1 protein-coding gene is annotated in these 24213 nt (G+C 77.0%); it reads left to right on the top strand.

Going from position 1 to position 24213, the window contains the following annotated elements:
- The first annotated feature begins 77 nt into the window (after positions 1-77).
- The gene (locus GL259_RS39275) at positions 78-24170 is read left to right on the top strand and encodes a type I polyketide synthase (protein ID WP_159529183.1); all 24093 of its coding nucleotides are present in this window, start codon (positions 78-80) and stop codon (positions 24168-24170) included.
- Positions 24171-24213 lie beyond the last annotated feature (43 nt).

Here is a 24213-nt window from a genome sequence, read left to right as displayed (position 1 = left end):
GCTCCCCGGCCCGGCACCCGGGCCTCCGCGCGGCACCACCCCTTCCGTCACCGAACCGAACAGCATGGGGGCAGTCCATGACGAAGGAAGCGCAGCTTCGGGACTACCTCAAGCGGGTCACCGTCGATCTCCACACCACACGCCGCAGGCTGCGGCAGCTGGAGGCCCGTGAGCAGGAGCCCATCGCCATCATCGGCATGAGCTGCCGGCTGCCCGGAGACGTGCGCACCCCGGACGACTTCTGGGACCTGCTGGTCTCCGGAACCGACGCGGTGACGGAATGGCCCACCGACCGCGGCTGGCCCACCGTCCCCGGCACCGGCTCCGGCCACCGCCGGGGCGGCTTCCTCCGCGACGCGGACCGCTTCGACCCCGCCTTCTTCGGCATCTCCCCGCGCGAGGCCCTCGCCATGGACCCGCAGCAGCGCCTGCTGCTCGAAGTGGTCTGGGAGTCCCTCGAACGCGCCGGCATCGACCCGGCCACCCTGCGCGGCAGCCGTTCCGGCGTCTTCGTCGGCTGCAGCGACCAGGGCTACACCTCCGGCCTGACCGAGGTGCCCGAGGACGTCCGCGGTCACCTCCTCACCGGCAACTCCATGTCCGTCCTCTCCGGCCGCGTCGCCTACACCCTCGGCCTGGAGGGACCCGCCGTCACCGTCGACACCGCCTGCTCCTCCTCGCTGGTCGCCCTCCACCTGGCGGCCCAGTCACTGCGGTCCGGCGAGTGCTCCCTCGCGGTCGTCGGCGGTGTCACCGTCATGTCCGGCCCCGGCGCGTTCACCGAGTTCGCCCGGCAGGGCGGCCTCGCCGGCGACGGCCGCTGCAAGGCGTTCTCCGACGACGCCGACGGCACCGGCTGGGCCGAGGGCGCCGGCATCCTCGTCGTGGAGCGTCTTTCCGACGCGCGCCGCAACAACCATCCCGTGCTCGCCGTCGTCCGCGGCAGCGCCGTCAACCAGGACGGCGCCTCCAACGGCCTGACCGCCCCCAACGGCCTGTCCCAGCAGCGTGTCATCCTCGCCGCCCTGGCCAACGCCAAACTGTCCGCCACCGAGATCGACGCCGTCGAGGCCCACGGCACCGGCACCGCGCTCGGCGACCCGATCGAGGCCCAGGCACTGCTGGCCACCTACGGCCAGGGCCGCCCCGCCGACCGCCCCCTGCTGCTCGGCTCGGCCAAGTCCAACCTCGGCCACACCCAGGCCGCCGCCGGCGTCGTCGGCGTCATCAAGTCCGTCCTCGCCCTGCGCCACGGCGTACTGCCCCCCACCCTGCACGCCGAGCGGCCCTCCAGCCACGTCGACTGGACCGCCGGCCACGTCCGGCTCCTCACCGACGCGCACGACTGGCCGGAGACCGACCACCCGCGCCGCGTCGGCGTGTCCGCGTTCGGTGTCTCCGGCACCAACGCCCACGTCATCGTCGAACAGGCCCCTCAGCCGACGGCCGGGGAGACGGACGGGACCGAAGGGACCGACCGGACTCCCCGCGCGAGCCTTCCGGTACTGCCCTGGGTCCTGTCCGCCCGCGACGAGGAGTCCCTGCGCACCCAGGCCCGCCGCCTGGCCGACCACCTCGCCACCCGGCCGGACACCGACCCCTACGACCTGGCCGCGTCCCTCGCCACCACCCGTACCGCGCACCCGTACCGCGCCGCGGTCCTGGGGGCCGACCGGTCCGAACTCCTCGCCGCCGTCGGGGCGCTGGCCCGCGGCGAAGCCGCTGCGGACGTCTTCACCGACACCGCCCGGGACGAGGGCAAGGTCGCGTTCCTGTTCTCGGGTCAGGGGGCGCAGCGTGCGGGGATGGGGCGGGAGCTGTACGCGGCGTTCCCGGTGTTCGCGGAGGCCTTCGACGCGGTGTGCGCGCACGTCGGCGGCGAGCTGAGGGACGTCGTCTTCGGCGGTGACGCGGAGCGCCTGGCACGCACGGAGTGGACGCAGCCGGCGTTGTTCGCGGTCGAGGTGGCGTTGTTCCGGCTGCTGGAGTCCTGGGGGGTGCGCCCGGACTTCGTGGGCGGGCATTCGGTCGGTGAGATCGCGGCCGCGCACGTGGCGGGGGTGCTGTCCCTGGAGGACGCGTGTGCGCTGGTGAGCGCGCGGGGCCGGTTGATGCAGGCGCTGCCGCCGGGCGGGGCGATGGTGGCGGTGGAGGCCGCCGAGGGCGAGATCGTCCCGCTGCTGGACGGGCGTGAGGTGGCGGTGGCGGCGGTCAACGGCCCCCGAGCGGTGGTGATCTCCGGCGCCGGGGCGGCCGTGTCGGAGGTGGCCGCGGAGCTGGCCGCACAGGGCCGCCGCACCACCCGCCTGCGCGTGTCGCACGCCTTCCACTCGCCGCTGATGGAGCCGATGCTGGACGCCTTCCGCCAAGTCGCCGAGGGCATCACCTACACCGCCCCGGCCCTCCCGGTCGTCTCCCACGTCACCGGCCGGCTCGCGACGGACGACGAGTTGACCACCGCCGAGTACTGGGTGCGCCACGTGCGTGAGGCGGTCCGGTTCGCCGACGGCGTCGCCGCCCTGGCGGCGGAGGGCGTCACCCGGTTCGTGGAGGTCGGCCCCGACGCCACCCTCACCGCCCTGGCCCGCACCTGCGTGCCCGAGGACCGCGGGCTGCTCTTCCTGCCCGCCCAGCGCAAGCAGGGCACCGAAGCGCACAACCTGATCGGTGCCTTCGCCCGCCTGCACCTGCACGGAGCGGCGGTGTCGTGGCCCGCGCTCCTCCCGGGCGGGCGCGTCGTCGACCTGCCGACCTACGCCTTCCGCCGCGACCGCTACTGGCTGGAGCGCTCGTACGCCGAGGACGGCGCCGCCCTCGTCCCTTCCGGGTCGCATCACCACGTCATCTGGGTCCCGGTCCAGGGGCTGCCGGAAACGGCGCGGCTGTCCGGCCGCTGGCTGCTCGTCCGGCCCGCGTCCCTCGACGGCGACGACGGATGGGGCGGCGCGCTGACCACCGCGCTGCGCGACGCGGGCGCCGAAGTGGTCACCGTGGACCACCACCACCTCGACACGCGGGCCGAGCTCGCCCGCCGTATCGCCGCCGCGGTCGAGGACGGACCGGTCACCGCGGTCCTCTCCGCGTCGGCGCTCAGCGGCTCGGTGGACGACGTGCCCGCGGGCGTGCCCGCCACCGCACTGCTTCTCCAGGCCCTCGGCGACGTCCGTGTCGACGCTCCGCTGTGGGCGCTCACGCGCGGTGCCGTCGCCGCCGAGGCGAACGATGCGGCACCCGATCCCGCGCAGGCCGCCGTCTGGGGCCTGGGCCGCGTCGCCGCCCTGGAGCACCCCGACCGCTGGGGCGGGCTCGCCGACCTTCCGCCGACCCTGGACCAGCGCTCCGCGGCGCGGCTCGTCGCCCTGCTCGCCGACGGCATGGCGGACCTCCACCCGCGCGAGGACCAGATCGCCGTCCGCGCCGACGGCGCCTTCGCCCGCCGACTGGCCCCCGCAACCCCGTCCGCGGATGCGGCCTGGCGGCCCGCCGGAACCGTCCTGGTGACCGGCGGCACCGGTGCCCTGGGGGCCCGGGTGGCCCGCTGGGCCGCGCGACGGGGAGCCGCGCACCTCCTCCTCGTCAGCCGACGAGGCGCACAGGCGCCGGGTGCGCAGGCCCTCGCCGAGGACCTGCGCCGTCTGGGAGCCGAAGTCACTTTCATAGCAATGGATCTGACGGATCGTGAGGCCGCCCGGGAGCTGCTCGACACACACCCGGTGGACGCCGTGGTCCACACGGCCGGCGTCCTCGACGACGGAGTGCTCGACGGCCTCGACCCGCGCGCCTTCCGCTCCGTGTTCGCGGCCAAGACCACGGGGGCGCGGCACCTCGACGAACTGACCCGCGACCGCGACCTGTCCGCCTTCGTCCTGTTCTCCTCCTTCGCGGGCACCGTCGGCTCCGCCGGGCAGGGCAACTACGCCGCCGCCAACGCCCTGCTGGACGCCCTCGCCGAGCGGCGGCGGGCCGAGGGCCTGCCCGCCACGTCCATCGCGTGGGGGCCCTGGGCCGGCGGCGGCATGGTGGCCGACGCCGACGCCGACGCCGAAGGCCGCCAGGTGCGCGGCGGCGTCGGCCTGCTCGACCCCGACCGGGCCCTGGAGGCCCTCGCCCTCCACGCCGCCGGGGACCACGCCGCGCCGCTGGTCGCCGACGTGGACTGGGACCGCTTCGGGGCCGCCTTCACCGCCGTCCGCCCCAGCCCGCTGCTCACCGAGGTCTACGGCAGCCCGGCCGGGGCCCGCACCACCCCGGCCCCGAACGGTCTGCGTGACCGCCTCGCCGGCCTGGCCCCCGAACGGCGTCAGCACGAGCTGCTGGCCGAAGTGCGCACCCGTGCCGCCGCCGCCCTCGGCTACGCCGGGATCGAACAGGTCGGTGCGGAGCGGGCGTTCCGCGACCTGGGCGTCGACTCGCTGATCGCGGTCGAGCTGCGCAACACCCTCGCCGCCGCGTGCGGTCTCGCCCTCCCGACGACGGTGGTGTTCGACCACCCGACCCCGCGGGCCCTCGCCGCCCACCTCCACGACGAGCTCTTCGGCGGCACCGGCACCGCCGCGACGACCGCCGCCGCGGTCACCGTCACCGACGAGCCGGTGGCGATCGTCGGGATGGCCTGCCGTTTCCCCGGCGGTGTCGACTCTCCGGAGAGCCTGTGGGCGCTGCTGGAGGAAGGGCGCGACGGCATCACCGACTTCCCCGCCGACCGCGGCTGGGACCTCGACCGGCTCTTCAACCCCGATCCGGACAACCCCTACGCCGCCCACACCGCGAGCGGAGGCTTCCTCGACGGCGTCGGCGCCTTCGACGCGGAGTTCTTCGGGATCTCGCCGCGTGAGGCGGTGGCGATGGATCCGCAGCAGCGGTTGTTGCTGGAGTCGTCGTGGGAGGCGGTGGAGCGGGCGGGTGTCGATCCGGGGTCGTTGCGCGGGGCTCGGGTGGGGGTGTTCGCGGGGACCAACGGGCAGGACTATCCGGCCTTGTTGGGTGTGGCGGAGGGTGACTTCGGCGGGTACGTGGGCACGGGCAACGCGGCGAGTGTGATGTCCGGTCGTCTGGCCTATGTGCTGGGGCTGGAGGGGCCGGCGGTCACGGTGGACACGGCGTGCTCGTCGTCGTTGGTGGCGTTGCATCTGGCGGTGCAGTCGCTGCGGCGGGGGGAGTGCGATCTGGCGCTGGCGGGCGGGGTGACGGTGATGTCGACGCCGGGTGCCTTCGTGGAGTTCGCCCGTCAGGGGGGTCTGGCGGGGGACGGCCGGTGCAAGGCGTTCGCGGAGGGGGCGGACGGGACCGGGTGGGGTGAGGGTGTCGGTGTGCTGCTGGTGGAGCGGCTGTCCGACGCGCAGGCGAACGGTCGTCGGGTGCTGGCGGTGGTGCGGGGTTCGGCGGTGAACCAGGACGGTGCGTCGAACGGGTTGACGGCGCCGAACGGTCCGTCGCAGCAGCGGGTGATCCGCGCGGCGCTGGCGGACGCGGGGGTGTCGGCGGCGGACGTGGACGCGGTGGAGGCGCACGGGACGGGGACCCGGCTGGGGGATCCGATCGAGGCGCAGGCGCTGCTGGCCACCTACGGCCAGGACCGCGAGCGCCCTTTGTGGCTGGGGTCGGTGAAGTCGAACCTGGGTCACACGCAGGCGGCGGCGGGGGTGGCCGGTGTGATCAAGATGGTGGAGGCGCTGCGGCGCGGTGTGCTGCCGGCGACGCTGCACGTGGATGCGCCGTCCTCGCGGGTGGACTGGTCGGCGGGCGCCGTGCGACTGGTCACCGAGCGCCAGGAGTGGCCGTCGGTCGACCGGCCCCGCAGGGCAGGTGTCTCCTCCTTCGGGCTGAGCGGCACCAACGCCCACGTCATCCTCGAACAAGCCCCGCAGGAGACGACCGCCCCGGCCGACCTCGCGGTCCTGCCCGTGATCCCCTGGGCGCTGTCCGGGCGCGGTGCCGATGCGCTGCGCGCGCAGGCCGCCCGGCTGCTCGACGCCGTACGCTCGGCCCCCGATGCCGACTCACTGCGGATCGCCTCGGCGCTGGCCACCACCCGTACCCCCTTCGAGAACCGCGCCGTCGTGCGAGGCCGTTCCCGCGAGGAACTGCTGACCGGTCTGGCCGAGTTGGCAGCCGGTGAACCCACTGCCCAGGTCACCGTCGGCACCGTCACCGAGGGCCGCACGGCGTTCCTGTTCTCGGGTCAGGGGGCGCAGCGCCCCGGTATGGGGCGGGAGCTGTATGCGGCGTTCCCGGTGTTCGCGGAGGCCTTCGACGCGGTGTGCGCGCACGTCGGCGGCGAGCTGAGGGACGTCGTCTTCGGCGGTGACGCGGAGCGTCTGGCGCGTACGGAGTGGACGCAGCCCGCCCTGTTCGCGGTCGAGGTGGCGTTGTTCCGGCTGCTGGAGTCCTGGGGCGTGCGCCCGGACTTCGTCGGCGGGCACTCCATCGGCGAGATCGCGGCCGCGCACGTGGCCGGGGTGCTGTCCCTGGAGGACGCCTGCACGCTCGTGGCAGCGCGGGGCCGGCTCATGCAGGCGCTGCCGTCGGGCGGGGCGATGGTGGCGGTGGAGGCCGCCGAGGACGAGGTGCTGCCCCTGCTCAAGGGGCGCGAGGCGTCGGTGGCCGCGGTCAACGGCCCCCGCGCCGTGGTGATCGCGGGCGACGAAGGGGCCGTGTCCGAGGTGGCCGCCGCGCTGGCCGCACAGGGCCGCCGCACCACCCGCCTGCGCGTGTCGCACGCCTTCCACTCACCCCTGATGGAACCGATGCTGGACGCCTTCCGCCGGGTCGCCGAGGGCATCACCTACACCGCCCCCGCCCTCCCGGTCGTCTCCCACGTCACCGGCCGGCTCGCGACGGACGACGAGCTGACCACCGCCGAGTACTGGGTGCGCCACGTCCGTGAGGCGGTCCGGTTCGCCGACGGCGTCACCACCCTCGCGGCGGAGGGCGTCACCCGGTTCGTGGAGGTCGGCCCCGACGCCACCCTCACCGCCCTCACCCGCTCCGTCCTCGGCGACGCCGGCGACCCGGTCTGCGTGGCCGTGCAGCGCAAGGACCGGTCCGAGGCGGACGCCCTGACCGCCGCCCTCGCGACCCTGCACACGACGGGCGCGCGGGTGGACTGGGCCGCGGTGTTCGGTGCCGCCGAAGCCGCCGGCATCGTCCCGCTGCCCACCTACGCGTTCCAGCGCCGCTGGTACTGGCCCGAACCGCGCCGTGCCGACGACCGGGCGGCCGGGACCGCGGCGTCCGCCGGGCCCGCCGAGGACGCCTTCTGGCAGGCCGTCGAGCGCGGTGACACCCGCGAACTCGCCGACGCGCTGCACCTGGACGACACCACCCTCGGCACCGTGCTGCCGGCGCTGTCCTCCTGGCGGCGCGCCACGACGGAACGGCTCACCGCCGACTCCTGGCGCTACCGCATCCGCTGGCAGCGCCTCGACGGCGCCGCCGCCCAGAACGGTCCGGACACCCGACGGTGGCTGCTGCTCCAGGCCGGGGCCGGGGACGACCGTGCGCTCAGCGGCATCGAGGAGTTCCTGCCCCGGATCGAGCGCCTGGCCTGCCCCGCGGAGGCCGACCGGACCGTGCTGGCCGGGCTGCTCGCCGAGGCCGCCGAGGGTGACCCGGTCGCCGGCGTGCTCTCCTGCCTGCCCGGCGTCGGTGCGGCCCTGGCCGTCGTGCAGGCCCACGGCGACGCCGGGCTCACCGCGCCGCTGTGGCTGCTGACCAACGGTGCCGTCGCCGTCGGCGGTGGTACGGAGGCCGTGGTCGAGCCGGCCGCCGCCGCCGTGTGGGGGCTCGGGCGGGTCGCCGCGCTGGAGCACCCCGACCGCTGGGGCGGGCTGCTCGACCTGCCCGCCCGGCCGGACCGCCGTGCCCTCGCCCGCGCCTCCGCCGTCCTGGTCGCCCGGACCGAGGACCAGGTCGCCGTCCGCGGCGGCACCGCCCACGCCCGCCGCCTCGTCCCCGCTCCGGCGCCCGCCGCGACCGAGGAGTGGACCGCGCCCCGGCGCGTCCTCGTCACCGGCGGCACCGGTGCCCTCGGCTCCCGCGTCGCCCGCTGGGTCGTCGAACGCGGCGCCCGCGAGCTGGTCCTCACCAGCCGTCGCGGGCCCGACGCGCCCGGTGCCGACACCCTGCGCGCCGACCTCGCCCGGCTCGGCGCGAAGGTCACCGTCGTCGCCTGCGACACGGGCGACCGCGACGCCGTCGCCCGGCTGCTGGCCGCGCACCCCGTCGACGCCGTGGTGCACGCCGCCGGCGTCCTCGACGACGACGTGATCACCGGCTGCACGCCGGACCGGCTCGCCGCCGTCCTGCGCGCCAAGGCCGACGCGGCCGACCACCTCGACGCCCTCACCCGTGACAGCGACCTGTCGGCGTTCGTCGTGTTCTCCTCCGTCGCCGGTGTGTGGGGCAGCGGCGGACAGGCCGCGTACGCCGCCGCCAACGCCCACCTCGACGCCCTGGTGGAGCGCCGCCGCGCCCGGGGTCTGCCCGGCACCGCCGTCGCCTGGGGCCCCTGGGACGGCACCGGCATGGCCGCCGGCCCGCGGGCGCAGGAGACGCTGCGCCGCCGCGGGCTGCGCCCGCTCGACCCCGACGCGGCGCTCACCGCGCTCGGCCGCGCACTCGCCGCCCGCGACACCGCCGTCGTCGTCGCCGACGTCGACTGGGCCCGGTTCGCGCCCGCGTTCACCACCGGCCGCCCGAGCCCCCTGCTCGCCGGCCTGCCCGGGGCCGCCGCGCCGGCCGCCACCGGCCCCGTCGCCACCGCGTCCGCCACCACCGCGGGCGGCGCACTGCGCGACCGGCTCGACCCGCTGTCCGCCGAGGAGCGTGACGCCGTCCTGCTGGAGCTGGTGCGCCGCCGCGCCGCCGTCGCGCTCGGCCACGCCGACCCGGCCGCCGTCGCCGAGGGGCGTGCCTTCCGCGACATGGGCTTCGACTCGCTCACCGCCGTCGAACTGCGCGACGACCTCACCGCCGAGACCGGCGTCGCCCTGCCCACCACCCTCGTCTTCGACCACCCGACCCCGGCCGCCGTCGCCGCCCACCTGCGCGACCGGATGTACGGGACGGGGGAGCAGCGGTCGGAGACGGCCCCGGCGGCCACCGGCACCGACCCGGTCGTCATCGTCGGCATGGGCTGCCGGCTGCCCGGCGGCGTCGACGGCCCCGACCGGCTGTGGGAGCTGCTGGCGTCCGGCGGCGACGCCGTCGGCGGGTTCCCCCGGGACCGCGGCTGGGACCTCGCGGCCCTGCTGGAGGCCAGCGACACCCGCCGCGGCGGATTCCTCGCCGACGCCTCCGCGTTCGACGCCGCGTTCTTCGGCATCAGTCCCCGCGAGGCCCGGGCCCTCGACCCGCAGCAGCGGCTCTTCCTGGAGACCTCCTGGGAGGCGCTGGAGCGCGCCGGCGTCGCCCCCACCGCGCTGAAGGGCTCCCGCACCGGCGTCTTCGTCGGCGCCGGCAGCTCCGGCTACGCCACCGGTCTCACCGAGGTCCCCGAAGGACTCGGCGGGCACCTGCTCACCGGCCAGGCCGGCAGCGTGATCTCCGGCCGCGTCGCCTACACCCTCGGCCTCGAGGGCCCGGCCGTCACCGTCGACACGGCCTGCTCCTCCTCGCTGGTCGCCCTGCACCTCGCCGTGCAGTCGCTGCGCTCCGGCGAGTGCGACCTCGCCCTGGCCGGCGGCGTCACCGTCATGGCCGACCCGGGGGCGTTCGTCGAGTTCAGCCTCCAGGGCGGCCTCGCCCCCGACGGCCGCTGCAAGGCGTTCTCCGACGACGCCGACGGCACCGGCTGGGCCGAGGGCGTCGGCGTCCTGGTCGTCGAACGGCTCTCCGACGCGCGCCGCAACGGCCACCCGGTCCTCGCCGTCGTCGAGGGCACCGCCGTCAACCAGGACGGCGCCTCCAACGGTCTGACCGCCCCCAACGGACCCTCGCAGCAGCGCGTCATCCGCCAGGCCCTGGCGTCGGCCGGGCTCTCCCCGGCCGACGTGGACGCGGTGGAGGCGCACGGCACCGGCACCACCCTCGGCGACCCCATCGAGGCGCAGGCGGTCCTGGCCGCCTACGGCCAGGACCGGCCCGCGGACCGCCCGCTGTGGCTGGGCTCCGCCAAGTCCAACCTCGGCCACACCCAGGCCGCCGCCGGAGCCGTCGGCCTCATCAAGATGGTCCTCGCCCTGCGGGAGAACACCCTCCCGCGCACCCTGCACGCCGAGCGGCCCTCCTCGCGCGTCGACTGGTCCGCCGGGCACGTCCGGCTGCTGGACGAACCCGTCGCCTGGCCCGCCGGCGACCGCCCCCGACGCGCCGGTGTCTCCGCCTTCGGCGTCTCCGGCACCAACGCCCACGTCATCGTCGCCGAACCGCCCGCCGGGCCCGCCGCCCCGGCCCGCCCCGCCGGGCGCACCGAACGCGCCGTCCCGTGGGCGCTGTCCGCGGGCAGCCCGGCCGCGCTGCGCGACCAGGCGGCCCGGCTCCTCGCCCACCTGGAGGACCGCCCCGGACCGCACCCGGCGGACGTGGCCCACGCCCTGGCGCTCACCCGGGCTCACCTGGAGCACCGCGCCGTCGTCACCGGCACCGGCCGCGACGCGCTGCTGACCGCCCTCGCCGCGCTCGCCGAGGGCCGGAACGCCCCCGGCGTCGTCACCGGTGACACCCTCACCCGGGGCGACACGGCCTTCCTCTTCGCCGGACAGGGCACCCAGCGCCCCGGCATGGGCCGCGCCCTGTACGACGCCTTCCCGGCCTACGCCGATGCCCTCGACAGCGTGTGCGGGCACTTCGACGGCCTGCTGCCGCGTCCGCTCGCCGAGGTCATGGCGGACGCCGACGCCGGCGTCCTGAACCGCACCGAGTACGCCCAGCCGGCCCTGTTCGCCGTCGAGGTCGCCCTCCACCGGCTGCTGGAGTCCTTCGGCGTACGGCCCACCCACCTCATCGGCCACTCCGTCGGCGAGCTGGCCGCCGCCCACGTGGCCGGGGTGTTCTCCCTGCCCGACGCGTGCCGTCTGGTCGCCGCCCGCGGCCGGCTGATGCAGGCCCTGCCCGAGGGCGGCGCCATGATCGCCGTGGAGGCCGCCGAGGAGGAGGTGCTGCCGCTGCTCGCCGGCCGCGAGGACGCCCTGTCGCTCGCCGCCGTCAACGGTCCCCGCTCGGTCGTGGTCGCCGGGGACGCGGACGCGGCCGACGCCGTCGCCGGCCACTTCGCCGCGCTGGGCCGCAGGACGAGAAGGCTCCGCGTCGGCCACGCCTTCCACTCGCCGCACATGGAGGCGATGCTCGACGACTTCCGCGCGGTCGCCGGCACCGTCGCGTACGCCGAACCGCGCGTCCCGCTCGTCTCCGGCCTCACCGGCCGGCCCGCCGCCCCCGGCGAACTGACCGTCCCCGAGTACTGGGTACGGCACGTCCGGCACACCGTGCGCTTCGCCGACGCCGTCGCCGCCCTCGAGGAGCTGGGCACCGCCCACCTCGTGGAACTCGGGCCCGACGCCACCCTGACCGCCCTCGCCCAGACCGCCTGGCAGGGCACCGCCCCGCTCGCCGTGCCCGCGCTGCGCGAGGACCGGGACGAGACCGAGACCCTGCTGACGGCCGCCGGCGCCCTGCACACCCGGGGCGTCCCGGTCGACTGGCACGCCCTGCTCGCCGCCACCGCCCCCGGCTCCCGCCCGGTGGAACTGCCCACCTACGCCTTCCAGCACCGCCCGTACTGGATCGAGCCCACCGCCGCGGCCGGCGACCCGGCCGCCGCCGGACTCGTCGCCGCCGACCACCCGCTGCTCGCCGCGGTCGTCCCGTCCGCGGCCGACGACACCCTGCTGTTGACCGGCCGGCTGACCGCCGACGGCAACGGCTGGCTCGCCGCGCACCGGCTCGGCGGAACCGCCGTCCTGCCGAGCACCGCCTTCCTCGACCTGGCCCTGCACGCCGGTGCCGTCACGGGCCGGCCCCAGGTCCGCGAACTGGTCCTGGAGAGCCCGCTGCCGCTGCCCGAGCACGGCGGCGTCGCCCTGCAGATCCGCGTCGAGGCCCCCGACGCCCGCGGCGACCGCCCCTTCGGCGTGTACGCCCGCGCCGCCGCCGACGCCACCGCCGGCTGGACCCGGCACGCGGGCGGCGTCCTCACCGCCGGCACCGACGCCGGATCCGCCCCCGTCCACGACCTCACGGCCTGGCCCCCGCCCGGAGCGCAGGAGCTGTCCACCGACGGCCTGTACCCGCGGCTGCGCGAGGCCGGTCTGGACCACGGGCCCGTCTTCCAGGGACTGCTGGCCGCCTGGCGGGACGACACGGCGGTGTACGCGGAGGTCGCCCTGCCCGCCTCGGCCGCCGACGAGGCCGCCCGCCACGACCTGCACCCGGCCCTCCTGGACGCCGCCCTGCACCCGCTGGGCCTCGGCGTGTTCGACGGCCTCGGTGACGGACGCGTGCTGTTCTCCGCCGGAACCGTCCGCCTCCACGCCACCGGCGCCACCACCCTGCGGGTCCGGCTCGAGCGCACCGGCCCCGACACCCTCGCCCTGACCGCGGCCGACGCGGTCGGCGACCCCGTCCTGCAGATCGGCTCGCTGCTGCTGCGCCCGGTACCCGGCGTCACGTCCGCCACCACGGCCACCACGCGGGAGCCGGCCCCGGCGGCCGAACCCGCCCGCCGCCGCGCCGCCGCCCGCCCCCGGCCCGCCGGCAGCCCGCTGGAACGGCTGGCCGCCAGGCCCGCCGCCGAACGCGCCCGCACCCTGCTCGCCACCGTCCGCGACCGCACCGCGGCCGTCCTCGGCCACGCCGGCGCCGACGAGATCGAGCCCGCCCGGCCCTTCACCGACCTCGGCCTGACCTCGCTCACCGCCGTGGAACTGCGCAACGGCCTCAGCGCCGCCCTCGGCGTCACCCTGCCCGCCACCCTCGTCTTCGACCACCCCACCCCCGCCGCGCTCGCCGCACACCTCGCCGACGACCTCTTCGGCACCGCGAGCGCGGACACCCCCGCGGTCACGGCCCGGCGCCCCGTCGACGACGACCCGATCGCCGTCGTCGGCATGGCCTGCCGCTACCCCGGCGGCGTCAACAGCCCCGAGGACCTGTGGGACCTGGTGCGCGCCGGAGCGGACGGCATCTCGCCGCTGCCCACCGACCGCAACTGGAACCCCGAGCGGCTCCACCACCCCGACCCCGACCACCCCGGCACCGTCTACACCCGTGAGGGCGGCTTCCTGCACGACGCAAGCCGCTTCGACCCCGCCTTCTTCGGCATCTCCCCGCGCGAGGCCCTCGCCATGGACCCGCAGCAGCGCCTGCTGCTCGAGGTCTCCTGGGAGGCCCTGGAGCGGGCCGGCGTCGACCCGGCCGGCGCCCGCGGCTCCGACACCGGCGTCTTCGCCGGCGTCACCTACCAGGACTACGTCACCATCCTCGCCGCCTCCGACGACAACTTCGAGGGCTACGTCGGCACCGGCAACTCGCCCAGCGTCCTGTCCGGCCGCATCTCCTACGCCCTCGGCCTGGAGGGCCCGGCCGTCTCCGTCGACACCGCCTGCTCCTCCTCCCTGGTCGCCCTGCACCTCGCCGCGCAGTCCCTGCGCCAGGGCGAGTGCTCGCTCGCCCTGGCCGGCGGCGTCACCGTGATGTCGACGCCGGGCTCCCTCATCGAGTTCAGCCGCCAGCGCGCCCTCGCCCCCGACGGCCGCTGCAAGCCCTTCTCCGCGGACGCCGACGGCGCCAGCTGGGCCGAGGGCGTCGGCGTGGTCGTCCTCGAACGGCTCTCCGACGCCCGGCGCAACGGCCACCAGGTCCTCGCCGTCATCCGCGGCAGCGCCCTCAACCAGGACGGCGCCTCCAACGGCCTGACCGCCCCCAACGGCCCCTCGCAGCAGCGCGTCATCCGCCAGGCCCTCGCCGCCGCCGGCCTGACCCCGCAGGACGTGGACGCCGTCGAGGCGCACGGCACCGGCACCACCCTCGGCGACCCCATCGAGGCACAGGCCCTCATCGCCGCCTACGGCCAAGGCCGCGCCGAGGACCGCCCGCTGTGGATCGGCTCGCTGAAGTCGAACATCGGGCACAGCCAGGCCGCCGCCGGCGTCGGAGGCGTCATCAAGATGGTGACGGCGCTGCGCGAGGGCGTCCTGCCCCGCACCCTGTACGCCGAGAACCCCACCCCGCACGTCGACTGGAGCGCCGGCCGCGTCGAACTCCTCACCGAGGAACGGCCCTGGCCCGACACCGGCCGCCCCCGCCGCGCCGGCGTGTCCTCGTTCGGCATGAGCGGCACCAACGCCCACGTCATCGTCGAGCAGGCCCCCGACGACGCGAGCGCGCGGCCGCCCGCCACGACCGAACTGCCCGCCGTCCCCGTCCTGCTGTCCGCCCGCACCCCCGCCGCGCTGCGCGCGCAGGCCGCCCGGCTCCGCACCCACCTGCGCACCCGGCCCGGCACCCCGCTCACCGACCTCGCCTACACCCTCGCCGTGGGCCGCGCCGCCTTCACCCACCGGGCCGCCGTCCTCGCCGACGGCGCCGGCGGCCTCGACGAGACGCTCGCCGCGCTGGCGGCCGACGGGCCGCTCACCGCGCCCGCCCTGCTCGCCGACGCCGTGCCGGGCGGTGCCGAGCCCGTCCTCGTCTTCCCCGGCCAGGGCGCCCAGTGGGCGGGCATGGGCCGCGAACTCCTCGCCGGGTCACCGGAGTTCGCCCAGTGGATCGAGCGTTGCGAGCAGGCCCTCGCCCCGTACGTCGACTGGTCGCTGAGCGCCGTGCTGCGCGGCGACGAGGACGCCGCCGACCTCGGCCGCGTCGACGTCGTCCAGCCCGCCCTGTGGGCCGTGATGGTCTCCACCGCCGCCCTGTGGCGGGCCCACGGGATCCGCCCCGCCGCCGTGGTCGGCCACTCCCAGGGCGAGATCGCCGCCGCCTGCGCGGCCGGCGCGCTGTCCCTGGAGGACGGTGCCCGCGTCGTCGCCCTGCGCAGCCGCGCCCTGACCCGCATCGCCGGCACCGGCGGCATGATGTCCGTGCCGCTGAGCGCCGACGACACCCGCGCCCGCCTGGCTCCCTGGCACGGCCGTCTCGCCCTGGCCGCCGTCAACGGCCCGTCCTCCTCTGTCGTCTCCGGCGAGGCCGGCGCGCTGGAGGAGATGCACGCCGCGCTCGTCGCGGACGGCGTGCGCGCCCGCAAGGTCAACGTCGACTACGGCTCGCACTCCCCGCAGGTCGAGCAGATCGAGGACACCGTCCGGGACGCCCTGGCCGGCATCGAGCCCCGCGAGAGCGAGATCCCCTTCCGCTCCTCCCTGACCGGCGACTGGCTGGACACCACCGCCCTGGACGCCGGCTACTGGTACACCAACCTGCGGGAGACCGTCCGCTTCGAGGAAGCCGTGCGCGGCCTGATCGCCGCCGGCCACCGCACCTTCATCGAGGTCGGCCCGCACCCGGTGCTCGCCGTCGGACTGCGCGACAGCCTCGACGCGGCCGGCGTCGACGGCGCCGTCCTCGGCTCGCTCCGCCGGGACCAGGGCGGCCTGCGCCAGTTCCTCACCGCGCTCACCGAAGCCCACCTGCACGGCGTGGACGTCGACTTCGCCACCGTGTTCGCCGGCACCGGCGCCGTCCGCACCGACCTGCCCACCTACCCCTTCGAGCACCGCCGCTACTGGCCCGCCGTGCGCGAGGGCGCCGCGGCCGACGCCGCGGGCGGCTCCCCGGACGCCGACCCCGTCGAGGCCCGCTTCTGGGAGAGCGTGGAACAGGAGGACCCGCAGGGCCTCGCCGACACCCTCGGCCTGACCGCCGACGCCCCGCTGAGCAGCCTGGTGCCCGCACTGTCCCGGTGGCGGCGCGCCGGACGCGAACGCGCCGGTGCCGACGCCCTGCGCTACGCCGTCTCCTTCAGCCCCCTCCCCCTCGGCGCCGCCGCCCTCACCGGCACCTGGCTGCTCCTCGCCCCCGCCGCCGAGGCCGGGCAGGACGCCACCGCCGACCACGTCGCCGACGCCCTCACCGCGGGCGGCGCCCGTACCGTCCGCCGGATCGCCCTGCCCGACGGCGCACCCGACCGCGCCGCGATCGCCGCCCTGCTCGCGGCCGGCACCGCCGACGACACCGACCGGCCCGCCGGAGTGCTGTCCCTGCTCGCCCTCGACACCCGCGACCACCCCGGCCTCCCGGGCGTCCCCGTCGGTCTCGCCACGACCCTCGCCCTCGTGCAGGCCCTCGGCGACCTCGGTGCCGGCGCCCCCCTGTGGTGCGCCACCCGCGGCGCGGTCGCGGTCGGCACCGCCGACCCCGCCCCCGTACCCGCCCAGGCCCTGGTCTGGGGCTTCGGCCGGGTCGCCGCCCTGGAACACTCCGACCGCTGGGGCGGCCTGATCGACCTGCCCGCCGACCTCGACGCGCGCACCGGCACCCGGCTGGCCGCCCTCCTCGCCGACCCGGGCCGGGAGGACCAGATCGCGCTGCGCGCGGCCGGCGCCTTCGGCCGCCGCCTGGTGCACGCCCCCGGCACCGCCGAACCGGCCGAGCCCTGGCGGCCGGGCGGCACCGTCCTGGTCACCGGCGGCACCGGAGCCCTCGGCCGGCACGTCGCCCGCTGGCTCGCCGAGCGCGGCGCCACCCGCCTGGTGCTGGCCGGCCGCCGCGGAGCCGACGCGCCCGGCGCCACCGAACTGCGCGACGAACTCGCCGCCCGCGGCGTCGACGTCACCCTCGCCGCCTGCGACGCCGCCGACCGCACCGCCCTCGCCGAACTGCTCGCCGGCCTGCCGGCCGACCAGCCACTGGACGCCGTCTTCCACGCGGCGGGCGTCCTCGACGACGGCGTGATCGACTCCCTCACCCCCGAGCGGATGGCCGGCGTCCTGCACGGCAAGGCCACCGCCGCCCGCGTCCTGCACGACCTCACCCGCGACCTGGACCTGTCCGCCTTCGTCCTGTTCTCCTCCACCGCCGGCGTCCTCGGCGGCGCCGGACTCGGCAACTACGCCCCGGGCAACGCCTACCTCGACGCCCTCGCCGCCGAACGCCGGGCCGCGGGCCTGCCCGCCACGGCCGTCTCCTGGGGCCTGTGGGCCGACGGCGGCATGGTCGGCGACGCGGCGGGCGGACGCATGCGCCGCCACGGCGTCCACCCCATGGACACCGGCACCGCCTGCCGGGCCCTCGGCCGGGCCCTCGACCTCGGCGACACCCACGTCGTCGTGACCGACCTGCGCTGGGACACCTACGCGCCCTCGTTCACCGCGCCCCGGCCCAGCCACCTGCTGGACGAACTGCCCGCCGCCCGCCGGGCCCTGGACGCCGCCCACCACGACTCCGGACCCGGCACCGCCGGGATCTCCTCGCTCCACGCCCATGTGAACGCCCTGCCCGAGTACGAGCGGGCGGACGCCGTCCTGGACGTCGTGCGGGGCCATGTCGCCGGCGTCCTCGGCCACCCCTCCGCCGACGCGGTCGACCCCGCCCGGCCCTTCACCGACCTGGGCATCGACTCGCTCAGCGCGGTCGAACTGCGCAACGGCATGAGCCGCATCACCGGCCTGCGCCTGCCCAGCACGCTCGTCTTCGACCACCCCACCTGCCGGGACCTGGCCGGCTTCCTGCTCGCCCGGATCGCCGCGGACACGGGCACCGGCGACACCGTCGCCCCGGCCGCGGCCGACGCCGTCCACCGCGCCCCCGCCGCGGAGGACCCCATCGCCGTCGTGGCCATGGGCTGCCGCTTCCCCGGCGGCGTGCACACCCCCGAACAGCTGTGGGACATGCTGCTGGCCGGCGAGGAGGCCCTGGTGCCCTTCCCCGAGGACCGCGGCTGGGACCTCGGCGCCCTCTTCGACCCGGAGCCCGGCAGGGCGGGCACCGTCGCCACCCGCACCGGCGGCTTCCTCAGCGACGCCGCCGCCTTCGACCCGGCCTTCTTCAACATCTCGCCGCGGGAGGCCCTCGCCATGGACCCGCAGCAGCGGCTGCTGCTGGAGATGGCGTGGGAGACGTTCGAGCGGGCCGGGATCGACCCGCGCGCGCTGCGCGGCAGCCGCACCGGCGTCTTCGCCGGCACCAACGGCCAGGACTACACCGGCATGCTGGCCGCGTCCGGCGAGGACTTCGAGGGCTACATGCTGACCGGCAACGCCGCCAGCGTCGTCTCCGGCCGGCTGTCGTACACCTTCGGCCTGGAGGGTCCGGCGGTCACCGTCGACACCGCCTGCTCCGCGTCCCTGGTGGCCCTGCACCTGGCCGTGCGGTCGCTGCGCGCGGGGGAGTGCGACCTGGCCCTGGCGGGCGGCATCACCGTGATGTCGACGCCGGGTCTGTTCGTGGACTTCAGCCGGCAGCAGGGGCTGGCGGCGGACGGCCGGTGCAAGGCGTTCGCGGACGCGGCGGACGGGACCGGGTTCTCCGAGGGCGGCGGTCTGCTGCTGGTGGAGCGGCTGTCGGACGCGCGCGCCAAGGGGCACCCGGTGCTGGCGGTGGTGCGCGGCTCGGCGGTGAACCAGGACGGCGCGTCCAACGGGCTGAGCGCGCCCAACGGCCCCTCCCAGCAGCGGGTGATCCGGGCCGCGCTCGCGGACGCGGGGCTGTCGGCGGCGGAGGTGGACGCGGTGGAGGCGCACGGCACGGGCACGCGGCTGGGCGACCCGATCGAGGCGCAGGCCCTGCTCGCCACCTACGGGCGGGAGCACGACGCGGAGCGTCCGCTGTATTTGGGGTCGGTGAAGTCCAACATCGGTCACACGCAGGCGGGTGCCGGTGTGGCGGGCGTGATGAAGATGGTGCTGGCGATGCGGCACGGTGTGCTGCCGGCGACGCTGCACGTGGACGCGCCGTCCTCGCACGTGGACTGGGACCAGGGCGCGGTCGAGCTGCTGACCGGGGCGCGGGAGTGGACCGTGCCCGGGGACCGGCCACGGCGCGCGGGGGTGTCGTCCTTCGGGATCAGCGGCACCAACGCGCACGTCGTCCTCGAGGCCGCACCCGAACAACCCGCCCCCGCCCAGCCCGCCGCCGACACGGCCGAGGGCCCGGCCGCCGCCCACGGCACCCTGCCCTGGGTCCTCAGCGCCCGCAGCCGCGACGCGCTGCGCGCCCAGGCCGCCCAGCTCCTCGCCCACGCCGGGCGGAACCCCGGCCACACCGCGGCCGACCTCGGCCTGTCCCTGACCGCGACCCGCACCGCCTTCGAACACCGGGCCGTCGTGCTCGGCGCCGACCGCGCCGCCCTCACCGACGGACTGCGGCTCCTCGCCGACGGCGAGAGGGGACCGCACACCGTCACGGGCACCCACCGCGGCGAAGGGAAGACCGCCTTCCTCTTCTCCGGACAGGGCTCCCAGCGCCCCGGCATGGGCCGCGAACTGCACGCCGCCTTCCCGGTGTTCGCCGACGCCTTCGACGCCGTCTGCGCCCACCTCGGCGACGACCTGCGCGCCGTCGTCCTCGGCGACGACGCCGAGCGGATCGACCAGACCCGATGGGCGCAGCCCGCCCTGTTCGCCGTCGAGGTCGCGCTCTACCGCCTCCTCGAAGCCTGGGGCGTCCGGCCCGACTTCGTCGCCGGCCACTCCGTCGGCGAGATCGCCGCCGCCCACGTGGCCGGCGTCATGTCCCTGCCGGACGCCTGCGCCCTGGTCGCCGCCCGCGGCCGGCTCATGCAGGAACTCCCTCCGGGCGGCGCGATGTTCGCCGTCGAGGCGGCCGAGGACGAGGTGCTGCCGCTGCTCGCCGGCCGCGCCGACGCGGGCATCGCCGCCGTCAACGGGCCGCGCGCCGTCGTCATCTCGGGCGCCGAGGCCGCGGTCGCCGAGGTGGCCGCCGAACTCGCCGCAGGCGGCCGCCGCACCACCCGGCTGCGCGTCAGCCACGCCTTCCACTCGCCGCTGATGGACCCCATGCTCGACGCCTTCCGCGAGGTCGCCGCCGGCATCGCCTACGCCCCGCCCCGGATGGCCGTGATCTCCCACGTCACCGGGCGGGCCGCCGCCCCCGGCGAACTGCAGGACCCCGAGTACTGGGTCCGCCACGTCCGCGAGGCGGTCCGCTTCCACGACGGCGTCGCCTGGCTCGCCGCGCACGGAGCCGACCGGTTCTGGGAGATCGGCCCCGACGGCACCCTGACCGCCCTCGCCCAGAACTGCCTCGCCGAGGACACCGGCGACCTCCTGTTCGTCCCGTCGCTGCGCAAGGACCGCGACGAGGCCGACGCCCTGCTCGACGCCCTCGCCCGCGCCTTCGCCAAGGGCGTGGACGTCGACTGGCCCCGCCTCTTCGACGGCACCGGCGCCCGCGTCGTGCAGCTGCCCACCTACCCCTTCCAGCGCCGCCGGTTCTGGCCGCGCCCGCCCGCCCCGCTCGGCGACGTCACCGCCGCCGGCCTCGGCACCAGCAGCCACCCGCTGCTGGGCGCGGCCGTCGCCCTCGCGGACGGCGACACCCACCTGTTCACCGGCCGCCTGTCCCTGCACTCCAGCCCCTGGCTGAAGGAGCACGCCCTCACCGGCACCGCCCTGTTCCCGGCCACCGGCTTCCTCGACCTCGCCCTGCACGCCGGGGCGCGGACCGGCTGCGAGCACGTCGCCGAGCTGACCATCCTGACCCCGCTCGCCCTGCCCGCCCACGGCGGAGTCCAGGTGCAGGTCCGCGTCGAGGCGCCCGACGCCGGCGGCGCCCGGGCGCTGACCGTGCACGGCCGCCCGGACGACGCCGACCCCGACGCCCCGTGGACGCTGCACGTCAGCGGCCTGCTCACCGCCACCGGACCGGCCTCCGCCGGCCCCTTCCCCGCACCGTCGTACGACTTCACCGCCTGGCCTCCCCGGGACGGCGAGGAGGTGCCGCTGGACGGCTTCTACGAGGCGTTCGCCGACCGCGGCCACCTCTACGGCCCGCTCTTCCAGGGGCTGACCCGGGTGTGGACGCGCGGCGAGGAGGTCTTCGCCGAGGTCCGCCTGCCCGACGGCGCCGACCCCGCCGCCGACGCCTTCGACCTGCACCCGGCGCTGCTCGACGCCGCCCTGCACGCCGTGATGTTCGTGCCGATGGAGGACGCCGGACGGCTCCCGTTCTCCTGGAACGACGTCCGGCTGGACGCCGTCGGCGCCTCCGCCCTGCGGGTGCGCATGGTCCAGCGGGGCCCGGAGTCCGTCGCCCTCGAACTCGCCGACCCGGCCGGCCGCCCCGTCGCCTCCGTCGGCTCGCTCACCCTGCGCGAACTCACCGGCGACGTCCACGGGTCCACCGTCGGCGGCCCCGGCCGCCGGGGCCTGTACGAAGTGGACTGGCAGCCGGTGACCCCCTCCGGCGCGCCCGCTCCGGCCGACTGGGTGGTGATCGGCTCCGCGGAGGCCCGGGACCTGGCCGCGGCCCTGCGCGAGGCCGGGCACGCCGTCACCGTCGTACCCGGCCCGGACGCCCTCGCCGACGCCGCCCTCGTCCCGGACACCGTGCTGTACGCCGTCCCGGCCGCCGGCGGGCCCGTCGGCGACCCGGCGCGGCGGGCACGGGACCTCACCGCCGAGGTGCTGGCGTTCCTCCGGCGGTGGCTGGACGACCCGGCGTTCGCCGCGGCGCGCCTCGCCGTCGTCACCCGCGGCGCCGTGCCCGCCGGGCCCCGGCCCGTGGACCCGGCCCAGGCCGCCGTCTGGGGCCTGGTGCGCTCCGCCCGCACGGAGAACCCCGGACGCCTGGTCCTCGTCGACACCGACGGCACCGCCGCCTCCGCCGCCGCGCTGCCCGGCGCGCTCGGCGACACCGCGTTCGAACTGGCCCTGCACGACGGCTCGGTGACCGCGCCGAAGGTGGTGCCGCTGGCCGCCGACCGGTCCCTCGTCCCACCGCCCGGCACCGGGCCGTGGCGGCTCGGCGTCGAGCGCAAGGGCACCCTGGAGGGCCTGCGGCTCACCCCCTGCCCGGAGGCCGCCGCCCCGCTCGGCCCGCGCGAGGTGCGCATCTCGATGCGTGCCTGCGGCGTGAACTTCCGCGACGTCCTCACCGCGCTCGGCATGTACCCGGGCGACGCCACCGCCATCGGTCTGGAGGGCGCCGGCGTGGTCACCGAGACCGGCGCCGACGTGACCTCCGTCGCCCCCGGCGACCGTGTGATGGGCATGTTCGCGGGCGCCTTCGGACCGGTCGCCGTCGCCGACGAGCGCATGGTCGCGCCCGTTCCGAAGGGCTGGAGCTTCGCGGAGGCCGCCACCGTCCCGATCGCCCACCTCACCGCCTACTACGGCCTCGTCGACCTCGCCGCCCTGGAACCCGGCGAGAGCGTCCTCGTGCACGCCGCGGCCGGCGGTGTCGGCTCCGCCGCCGTCCAGCTCGCCCGCCACCTCGGCGCCGAGGTCTACGGCACCGCGTCCCCGGCCAAGTGGGACGCGCTGCGCGCCGCCGGCCTCGACGACGGCCACCTCGCCTCCTCCCGCGACCTCGGCTTCGAGGAGCGGCTGCGCACCGCCACGGAAGGCCGCGGCGTCGACGTGGTCCTCGACTCCCTGGCCGGGGAGTTCGTGGACGCCTCCCTGCGGCTGCTGCCGCGCGGCGGACGCTTCCTGGAGATGGGCAAGACCGACGTCCGCGACCCGGCCGCGGTCGCCGCCGACCACCCCGGCGTCCGCTACCGCGCCTTCGACCTGGTCGAGGCCGGACCCGACCGGATCGGCGAGATCCTGCGCGAGCTGGCGGAGCTGTTCGACCGGGGGGTGCTCGAGCCGCTGCCGATGACCGTGTGGGACGTGCGCCGCGCCCCCGAGGCGTTCCGGTACCTCAGCCAGGCCAAGCACGTCGGCAAGGTCGTCCTCACCGTGCCGGCCGCCCCCGACCCCGACGGCACCGTGCTGCTCACCGGCGGCCTCGGCGGTCTGGGCCGCGCCACCGCCCGGCACCTGGTCGCCGAGCACGGCGTCAGGCACCTGCTGATCGCCGGGCGGCGCGGCCCGGACACCCCCGGCGCGGCCGGCCTGCGCGCCGAACTCGCCGCCCTGGGCGCCGAGGTGACCGTCGCCGCCTGCGACGTCGCCGACCGCGCCGCGCTCGCCTCGCTCCTCGCGACCGTCCCCGCCGACCGGCCCCTGACCGCGGTCGTGCACACCGCCGGCGTCCTCGCCGACGGCGTCCTCTCCTCGATGACGCCCGCCCGGCTCGCCGAGGCGCTGCGGCCCAAGGCCGACGCCGTCGTCGCCCTGCACGAGCTGACCCGCGACCTGGACCTGGCCCGGTTCGTGGTCTTCTCCTCCGTCGCCGGCACCTTCGGCGGCGCCGGGCAGGCCAACTACTCCGCCGCCAACGCCTTCCTGGACGCCTTCGCCCACCACCGGCGCGCCCTCGGCCTGCCGGCCGTCTCGCTCGCCTGGGGCACCTGGCTGCCGGACGCGGGCATGACCGGCGAACTCACCGACGCCGACCGGGAACGGCACGCCCGCACCGGCATGGTGCCGCTCGGCCCGGAGCGCGGCATGCGCCTGCTGGACGCCGCGTCGGCCTCCGACCGGGCCGCCCTGCTGCCGATGGACCTCGACGCCGCCGCCCTGCGCGAGCACCACGACGTCCTGCCGGTCCTACTGCGCGGCCTGGTCCGCGCGCCCGTCCGCCGCCGCGCCGACGCCGCCCCGGCGGCCGGGGCCGCTCCGGTGGCCGGACCGGGCCTGGCCGAGCGGCTGGCCCCGCTGTCCGCCGCGGACCGCGAGCAGCTGCTCCTCGACGTGGTGGCCGAACAGGCCGCCGCCGTCCTCGGACACGGATCGGCCGACGCGATGGAACCCGACCAGACCTTCAAGGAACTCGGCTTCGACTCCCTCACCGCGGTCGAACTGCGCAACCGGCTCGGCGCGGTCACCGGCCTGCGGCTGCCCGCCACGCTGGTCTTCGACCACCCGACGCCGCTCGCCCAGGCCCGGCACCTGCTGGACGCCCTCGGCCTGCCCGAGCCGCCCGGCACCGCACAGGCCCTGCTCGGTGAGGTGGACCGCCTGGAGAACGCCCTGCGGGACGCGTCCGTCGACGGCGAGGACCGCGAGCGGGTCACCGCCCGGCTGCGGGAGCTGCTCTCCCGCTGGCAGGGCGGACCGGTCCCCGCGGCCCCCGCCCCCGCCCCGGTGGAGGAGGACGAGGAACTCGCCGGGGTCGAGACACCGGGCGACCTCTTCGACCTGATCGACCGCGAGCTGGGAGACGCATGAGGACCCCGCCGCCCTCCCGACCGCACCCGACGCCCCGGCCCCG

The organism is Streptomyces sp. Tu 3180 (assembly GCF_009852415.1).
In the GTDB taxonomy this organism is placed as follows: Bacteria; Actinomycetota; Actinomycetes; order Streptomycetales; family Streptomycetaceae; genus Streptomyces.
The sequence above is the reverse complement of the archived record's forward strand: the minus strand, read 5'-3'. Positions and strand labels throughout refer to the sequence as shown.

What these genes read in the sequence shown, in the direction of transcription:
- GL259_RS39275 (WP_159529183.1), top strand. Translation starts at nt 78, where the DNA reads ATGACGAAGGAAGCGCAGCTTCGGGACTACCTCAAGCGGGTCACCGTC.